The 8,655-nt window shown below is 45.8% G+C and carries 7 protein-coding genes; 4 read left to right on the top strand and 3 right to left on the bottom strand.

Annotation, left to right across the window (positions count from 1 at the left end):
- Both WC615_RS09230 and WC615_RS09225 read right to left on the bottom strand, forming a co-directional pair.
- The coding region (locus WC615_RS09230) for an alpha-L-fucosidase (protein ID WP_372977818.1) at positions 1-691 on the bottom strand (691 nt) is incomplete at its 3' end.
- Positions 692-704: 13 nt separating this feature from the next.
- Positions 705-1,034 (bottom strand): L-rhamnose mutarotase, encoded by a 330-nt coding sequence (locus WC615_RS09225; RefSeq protein ID WP_372977817.1) that lies wholly within the window; start codon positions 1,032-1,034, stop codon positions 705-707.
- 197 nt (positions 1,035-1,231) lie between these two features.
- On the opposite strand from WC615_RS09225, the gene WC615_RS09220 reads away from it, so the two are divergent.
- Positions 1,232-1,747, top strand: coding sequence for a GNAT family N-acetyltransferase (locus WC615_RS09220; protein ID WP_372977816.1), 516 nt, complete (start codon positions 1,232-1,234; stop codon positions 1,745-1,747).
- Between the two features lie 60 nt (positions 1,748-1,807).
- On the top strand, positions 1,808-4,372 hold the full coding sequence (locus tag WC615_RS09215) for a phosphocholine-specific phospholipase C (protein WP_372977815.1): 2,565 nt from the start codon (positions 1,808-1,810) through the stop codon (positions 4,370-4,372).
- 213 nt (positions 4,373-4,585) lie between these two features.
- Here the strand turns inward: WC615_RS09215 and WC615_RS09210 are convergent, their stop codons facing one another.
- Positions 4,586-6,250, bottom strand: a complete 1,665-nt coding sequence (locus WC615_RS09210) for an ArnT family glycosyltransferase (RefSeq protein ID WP_372977814.1) — start codon at positions 6,248-6,250, stop codon at positions 4,586-4,588.
- Positions 6,251-6,785: 535 nt separating this feature from the next.
- On the opposite strand from WC615_RS09210, the gene WC615_RS09205 reads away from it, so the two are divergent.
- Together WC615_RS09205 and WC615_RS09200 are read left to right on the top strand one after the other, a co-directional pair.
- Complete coding sequence (locus WC615_RS09205) at positions 6,786-7,643, top strand: alpha/beta hydrolase (RefSeq protein WP_372977813.1); 858 nt, start codon at positions 6,786-6,788, stop codon at positions 7,641-7,643.
- A gap of 108 nt (positions 7,644-7,751) precedes the next feature.
- The gene (locus WC615_RS09200) at positions 7,752-8,648 is read left to right on the top strand and encodes an MBL fold metallo-hydrolase (RefSeq protein WP_372977812.1); all 897 of its coding nucleotides are present in this window, start codon (positions 7,752-7,754) and stop codon (positions 8,646-8,648) included.
- Positions 8,649-8,655: the final 7 nt, after the last annotated feature.

The raw sequence follows: 8,655 nt of genomic DNA, 5'->3' as shown, positions 1-8,655 counted from the left end.
TGGCGGGGTTAAGTTTATGGATCAACCCGTAAATTTCATCATAATGCCAGTTAACTTTTGTACGCTCCCAATCGCCATCAAACCAAATACCTTTTACACCCGGATATTTGGTGATCAGTTCGGTTAGCTGGTCTTTCATGAATTTAATATAGCTGTCCCAATCGCCTTTAACGGGTTTGCCATCTACTATATCGCTACCAAAAGCATAATCGGGCCTGCCCCAGTCAAGCAACGAATAGTAAAAATGTAGTTCTATACCTTCCTTTTCGCATTCTTTAGCCAGTTCCATCAACGGGTCTTTACGATACGGCGTGGCATCCACAATGTTATACGGCGACATTTTAGTACCAAACATGCTAAACCCATCATGGTGGCGCGATGTAATGGTGATATATTTCATGCCAGCCTTTTTGGCGAAGGCCACCCATTCTTTAGCATTAAATTCCTGCGGGTTAAAGAAACCTGCCAGGCGTTTATAACTATCATAAGGGATCTTCTTATTATGCATAACCCATTCGCCATCGCCCAAAATGCTGTAGATGCCCCAGTGAATGAACAGGCCAAATTTCATATCCTGAAACTTTTGCCTGGCGGCCAGGTTGTCGGCAGTAGGCACGTATGGCACCTGCGCGTTTGAGCGACTTGCGATAACAGCAAATAGTAAACAAAGCAGTAACAGTTTCCTTCTCATATTGGTGGTGTATTTATAGTTGGAATATTTTATCCATCAGAACCCATTTCTCGCCGGCAAGCGCACCTTTTATAGGCTGTTGATATTTCCACATCAGGTTTTCCCATTGCTGTACTTTGGCGTTGCCTGCATCCATAGCGGCTTTTTTCGAAAAATTGAACCTTTCATCGGCCTCTATGATCATAAACAGGCGGGTACCTAATCGATAGATCTCCATATTGGTGATACCTGCTGTAGTAATGCTATCCCTTATTTCGGGCCAGATGGCTTTGTGCTGCTCTTCGTATTGGGCAATCAGGTCGGCATCGTCTTTCAGGTCGAGGGTGAGGCAGTATTTTTTCATAGGTTTTTGGATGTGTGAGGTATCCGTTTATTGATAGTACAAATAAGTAAATGTTTGCGAGAAAAACAAGGTTAACGTTTTAACCACAGAGGGCACTGAGTAATTGCATATAGTTGAACACAGAGGTCGCAAAGATTTAATTTTTCTTCACACTAAAATTTGTACCGGTTGCAGGTAATTTATAGCTTAGATTTAATATGTCTGATATTATCTTTCAATCAAAAAATATCAACCTACGCCACTTTGCTGTTGATGATGCCGCCTTTATTTTTGAATTACTGAATACACCAACCTGGAAACAATTTATTGGCGACAGGAATATTAACACACATCAGGATGCGGTTAATTATATTACCAATGGCCCGCAGGGTTTATATGCCAAATATGGTTATGGCCCCTGGCTGGTGAGCCTTAACAACACCAACGAACCCATTGGTATGTGCGGCCTGTTTAAGCGCGATTACCTTGACAGGCCCGATCTGGGTTTTGCATTTCTGCCCGGGTTTGAAGGGCGTGGGTTTGCCTATGAGGCCTGCCTGGCATCCCTACAATATATAAAAGATACTTATGCGGTTGATAAATTATTTGCTACCACAACAGATGCCAATGTACGCTCACAACGTTTGTTAGAAAGGTGCGGTTTTGTACGCAACGGTTTGGTTACTCCGCCGGGCGAAGCAACGCTTTTATTATACGTACTTACTTTACAATAATATAATAATATCATTACTATACTTTACAGCCAATTAATTTGGGTTTGATAATTTAGCGCTATGTCAGATACTCGCAGAGATTTTATAAAAAAGGCAGCCATACTTACCGGTGCTGCCGGGTTAACAAACTTATTACCTGCCTCTATCCAAAAGGCTATGGCTATTAACCCCGCTCCGGGCACCACCTGGATGGATGCCGAACACGTGGTAATACTGATGCAGGAGAACCGCTCGTTCGACCATTGCTTTGGCACTTTAAAAGGCGTACGGGGATATAACGATCCGCGCATTATAGACCTGCCTAACAAGAACCCGGTTTGGCTGCAATCAAACAAAAAGGGCGAAACTTACGCCCCATTCCACCTCGATATCAAAAACACCCGGTCAACCTGGATGAGCTCGTTACCGCACAGCTGGAGCAACCAGGTAAACGCACGCAACGATGGCAAGTTTGACCAATGGCTGAACGAGAAACAATCTGGCAACGAAGAATACAGGGATATGCCATTAACGCTGGGTTTTCATAACCGTAGCGATCTCCCTTTTAATTACGCCCTGGCAGATGCCTTTACCGTTTGCGATCAGCATTTTTGCTCATCGTTAACCGGCACGACCCCTAACCGCCACTTTTTGTGGAGTGGAACTATCCGTAAGGAACAGGATGAAAATTCGAGGCCAAACGTGTGGAATGAAGATTCTGATTTCGGCACACTCGACTGGACCACCTTCCCCGAACGTTTGGAAGATAACGGCATCTCCTGGAAATGTTACCAAAACGAGATCTCGGTTGGGGTTGGTTTTGAAGGCGAAGAAGATTCCTGGTTATCAAACTTTACCGATAACAACCTGGAATTTTTCAAACAGTACAATGTTAAACTGCACGATAAGCATATAGCACATTTAAAACGCCAGCTAATTGCATTACCCAAAAAAATGGCAGATACCCGGGCAAAACTGGATAATCTGCCAGCCGACGATACCAGCCGTGTTAAAGTAAAAAAGCAGTTAAAACAACTGCAGGAGGAGCTGGATAGCATTAACAACAACAAAACTATTTTGGAACCCGGCGCTTTCGACAAGCTCACCGCACGCGAAAAAAGCCTGCACCTTAAAGCTTTTACCACCAACATAGGCGACCCTGATTATCATAAACTTACTACGCTAAAGTATAACGACAACGGTGTTCAACGCGAAATGCAGGTGCCTAAAGGTGATGTACTTCATCAATTCAGGCAGGATGTAAAAACCGGCAAATTGCCAACCGTATCGTGGCTTACCGCACCCGAGAACTTCTCCGATCATCCCGGTGCGCCGTGGTACGGGGCCTGGTACCTGTCGGAAGTTTTGGATATACTTACCCATAACCCTGAGGTTTGGAAAAAGACCATTTTCATCCTCACTTACGACGAAAACGACGGATATTTCGACCATATTCCGCCTTTTACCGCCCCTCATTCGCACAAAAAAGGCACTGGCAAGGTATCTGACGGGATTGATACGCGCGTAGAGTTTGTAACCTTAGAACAGGAAAAAGAGCGTAAAGGCTTCCCTAATAATTACGACCGCGAAAACGCCATTGGCCTGGGTTACCGGGTACCGATGATCGTTGCCTCGCCATGGAGCCGGGGTGGCTACGTAAATTCAGAAGTATTTGATCATACATCGAGCCTGCAGTTTTTAGAGAAATTCCTCGCTAAAAAAACAGGCAAAAAAATCAAGGAAAGTAACATCAGCGAGTGGCGCAGAACTGTTTGTGGCGACCTTACTTCGGTCTTCAGGCCGTATCATGGTGAGAAACTGGCACCGCTTCACTTTTTGAATAAAGAAACATCTGCAGAAAGCATCCATAAGGCGCAATTTAAAAAGCTGCCTGATGATTATAAGCTGTTAACCGCTGATGATATCGCGCTGATCAAAAAAGCGCCGCATACCTCGCCCTACATGCCTAAACAGGAACCGGGCATCAAACCATCGTGTGCGCTGCCATACGAACTTTATGCCGATGGACTGTTAAGTGAGGATAAGAAAACCTTCGAGATAAAATTCAAGGCGGGCAATACTGCTTTTGGTGCTCAAGCAGTTGGTGCGCCGTTCAACGTTTATGCGCCGGGTAACTATGCCTCTTTCCATGATCCGCAGAAAATGGAAGCCGTACGCACCTGGAGCTATGCCGCCAAAGCCGGCGATACACTGACCGACAGCTGGCCGCTAAACGAATTTGAGAACAATAACTATTACCTGCGTACCTACGGGCCAAACGGTTTCTACCGCGCATTTAAAGGCAACGCTAACGACCCGGGCATTGGTGTGCAATTCACCTATCAAACCAACGGCAAAAAACTAACAGGCAATGTGGTTCTTACCTTTTGGCTCATTGGCACTAACACGCCTATAACGGTTGATGTGATTGATAACGCTTACAAAACCGGCGCAAAACAGCTAACCATTCAGCAGGAAAGCTTTGCGCCGCAAACCATTAAGCTTGATCTGAGCAAACAACACGGCTGGTACGATTTCAGCATCAGGGTAAAAGGTTACGGCGATTTTGAGAAGCGTTATGCAGGCAGGGTAGAAACAGGTAGCTCAAGCTATTCTGACCCGCTGATGGGTGGGGTTATTGCTTAAAAAAAGAACGCATCATCCATAGCTACCTTTATGCATTGCTGGCAGGTACCGGGAAGGCTGCCAGCAATAGCCATGCTTTTGCACAAGCATTAAAGAACTTTAAATAAGGGCGATGCGTCCCTAAGATCAATTATAGTGTACTATTTTCACCCGGTAATTACATTACGCGGGTAGTATGGTGTATGATACAGGTTGTGAGTGTTTTATTAACTATTATTTCACCATCACCACTTCCATTGTGGTAACTTGTTTTGAGCGGGTAGTACTATTTAAAAACGCGGGTTTAAGTCGCGATACCCAATACCGCTCAAATGACGCTAAATGCTGAACTTTATATCCTTTTGCAGCTAATGAGGCTGCAACAGTAGCCGGGCCATAAAATATAAATGGCGGTGCCGGTAATTTGCCCGTGCCATCTTCATTAACCACTGTAAGCGGTTGGTTAAGGTAAAACTCCATGGGGTAATTGGCATCCTCCCAGCTTTGTACAACGGGCAGGTTTTGCGGGTTGTTTTGGTTTATCCAAACAGCGGCCTCGCTACCGGTCTGGTACTTTAATAGCGATGGATAAAAAACCAGGTTCAGATACAGGTTCACCACAAAAGCTACAATGAGTGTACGGAAAGCCGTTTGCCTAAAATCGGTATTGCCAAAATTGCCCGGTAGTATAATCAGCAGCCCAAGCCATACCAATATTGTAAGCCCGTCATCCCACCAAAACTCACTGGGTTTAAAAAAGTAATGCAGTGCGGCTATTACAACAAGCAGCATAGCCACCAGCCCTATCTGTACCGCCCTGATGGTTTTTATCGTCCGCTCGGATTGCAAGCCCACAAGGTATTGCGCTGCGATAATAGCGAAGAACGGGAACACAATATTCAAATAATGCGGCAACTGGAATTTTGATGCCGAAAACAGCAGGAACGTAAGCAATGCCCCGCTAATGCAAAGCCACTCGCGTTTCTGCACATCCTTTACCCCTGTTTTTATAAAATGCCATATAGCGGCAAACAATATCAACGACCATGGCAAAAACGCCCAAAGTGTGGTATGCACAAAAAAGCTTGGGTCGCCGTGCCCTTTGATGGGGCCGGTATTAAAGAAGCGCCCGAACTGGCTATCCCAGAAAAAGAATTTAATACCCGATACGCCATGTGTATCAAACACCAGTTTTTCGGGGTGCGCGTCAAATTGCTCATACAGGCAATAAATTTCCGGCAGGATGAAGATCAATATCAGCACGGCTGCAAGCAGCCAGCGCGGGTTAAAAAGTTGTTTCCACTGTTTAGTAATGGCCAGGTGCCCAGCTATGGCCCCGCCAATGGGGATCAGTGCAAACATCCCCTTGGTCATGATAGCGCAAGCGGTAAACAGCGATGCCAGCACCAGTTGCCAAAAGCTTTTGCTGCTATAGGCCCTGTAAAAATGATATACCGAGGCAATGATCAACCCGGTTAAATAAGGTTCGGCACGTACATCGTTGTTCGACAGGATGATGTGCTGTGCAGTAAGCAAAATCAACACCGACCATAAGGCAATCTCTTTGGTGTAAAGCGCCCTGGCCAGTTTATAGGTATAGGCCGCCCCCATCAGCATAAATAAAATGCCCGGCAGTTTGTAGGCCCAGGTAGTAAAGCCAAAAAGCTTAAACGAAAATGCGGTTATCCAAAACGGAAAATGCGGCTTATCCAGCCAGTCGGCGTTGTGTACAAACAGCTGCACGTAATCGTTACGCTGCACCATGGTTTTGGCAATTACCGCGTAAAGGGTACCATCAGGCGCCAGTATGGGGATAAACAACCCGCTGAAATTTAGCAGAACAGCAAGCCCTATAAAAAGGTACAGCCATTTGGTTCTATCGGCGGGTGGTTGTTGCATGCGTGGGTAAAGTTAATGAGATACGGGGAAAATTGCGCATTGGGGTAAAAATGTTTGTTGATCTCCTCCCCGCGCGGCTTTACAAGATACGAAGCAATCTCCCGATACACATTGGCATCTCTCATCTTTAGTGTACCACTGTAGTAATCCGCCCGCTCATTGCCGCGGGAGGGCTACTACTTTTTGCTTGATCAAAAAGTAGCAAAAAATCAAGACAGAAAAAAGCTTCCCCGCACTGGCCTTTACCTTTTGGCCCGCTTTTCTGTCAGGCCACCGCTCGTTCATTACCAGTCCTCAAATCAGGCAACGCCATGATAATTAACATCTATTAAATAATTTAAAACCCTTATTTACCCAACAATGAACCACTCGATCCGGTAATAACAAATCCCCCATCAACTACCTACCTCAATAACATTTAATCCTTAATATTCAATAATTTAACAATCACCTATCCACCCCATTCAAACTAAAATTAAAATCCCTAAATTTAGCCAACGCAATCCCCCTGTTGCATCAACCAAATTAAACCTTCATGAAAAAATTAGCTGTTTTATTGCTGATGCTTTGCCCCTTTGTGCTGCTTGCGCAAACCGGTAAGGTGTATGATAATTTAACCCTCACCAGTAAGATCCTGAAAAGCGAGCGTAAATATGCCGTTTACCTGCCGCCTGATTATGAGAGCAGCGGCCGCAGCTACCCCATACTTTACCTGCTGCATGGCGCCGGCGACGACCAAACCGGCTGGGTACAATTTGGCGAGGTACTTAACATTACCGATAAAGCCATTCGCGATGGTATTGCCACCCCGATGATCATTATTATGCCCGATGCCAACACAGGCAGGCGGGGCTACTTTAACGATATAAAAGGCGACTGGAATTATGAAGACTTCTTTTTTAATGAACTGGTGCCCTTTGTTGAGAAAAAATACCGCGTAAAAAGCGACAAGCGTTTCCGCGCGGTGGCAGGCCTTAGCATGGGCGGCGGCGGCAGTTTTGTATACGCCCTGCACCACCCGGAGATGTTCTCATCGGCATGCCCGCTGAGCGCGGCCACGGGTTTCCTGAGTTTAGATGATGCCAAGGCCGGCCTCAGCAAAAATAACCCTAACCTGCCCGATAGTACCATAAGCAACTATTATAACCGCTACAGCGTAATACCCCTGATGAACGCTATGCCCGACGCACAGAAAAAAGCCGTGCGCTGGTTTATGGATGTTGGCGATGACGACTTTTTGTACGAAGGCAATGGTTTAGTGCATAACCTGATGCGCAAAAAAGAAATTCCGCATGAGTACCGTGTTAGGGATGGCGCCCATAACTGGACTTACTGGCGGGCATCGTTACCTGTGGTGCTGCAATTTGTGTCGGATGCGTTTCATCAGTATTAATCGGGGAAATTCTAAATCCTTAAAGATTTAAAGCAGGGCTGAAAAACTTTAAAATAAAACATAAATTTAACTGACCTCTAATCATCTAATATCTATTCTCTAATCTATATGGAACGTCGTAAATTTTTAATAAACACCGCTTTAGCTGCCGGTTCGTTGTCGTTTTTAAGCAATAAAAGCCTTGCAGCGATGCTGGCCGCCCCCGAATATAAGCTCACCCCCTTACGCAACAATGTGGGTATTTTTACCGAGCAGGGCGGCACCATCATCTGGATGGTGAATAAAGAAGGTATTGTTTGTGTTGATGCCGAGTTCCCTGAGCCGGCAACGCACCTGATAACCGAGCTTAAAAAGAAAAGCGATCAGCCTTTTCAATGGCTGATCAACACCCATCACCACGGCGACCATACCAGCGGGAACATCTCTTTTAAAGGCATTGCTAAAAACGTTGCGGCGCATGCCAACTCGCTAACAAACCAAAAGGCGGCGGCAGCCAAACAAAACACCGATGATAAGCAGCTATACCCCAACATCACCTACACCGATAAATGGAAAGCTAAAGTTGGCGACGAGCGCATTACCGCCCACTATTTTGGCCCCGGCCATACTAATGGCGATAGCTTTATCCACTTTGAGCATGCCAACATTGTACATTGCGGCGACCAGGTATTTAACCGCATGCACCCCTATGTTGACCGTAGTGCAGGTGCATCATGCAAGCACTGGGCCGTAGCTTTAGAACAGGCACAAAAGCAATTTAACAAGGATACCATATTTGTTTTTGGCCACGCGTTTGACCCCGTAAAAGTTACCGGCACCATGGCCGACCTGAAAGCCATGCAAAACTATATGGAAAAACTGGTGGCTTATGTTGACGGCAGCATAAAAGCCGGCAAAACCAAAGAGCAAATTTTAGCCACAACCGCAATACCGGGCGTAACCGGGTGGCAGGGCGATGGTATTCAGCGCAGCCTTACCGCCGCTTATGAAGAATTAACCGCATAATGCGTAA

It is taken from the genome of Mucilaginibacter sp., assembly GCF_041663085.1.
Taxonomy (GTDB): domain Bacteria; phylum Bacteroidota; class Bacteroidia; order Sphingobacteriales; family Sphingobacteriaceae; genus Mucilaginibacter.
Note: the sequence above shows the minus strand (reverse complement) of the source record. Positions and strands in the feature narration are given on the sequence as shown.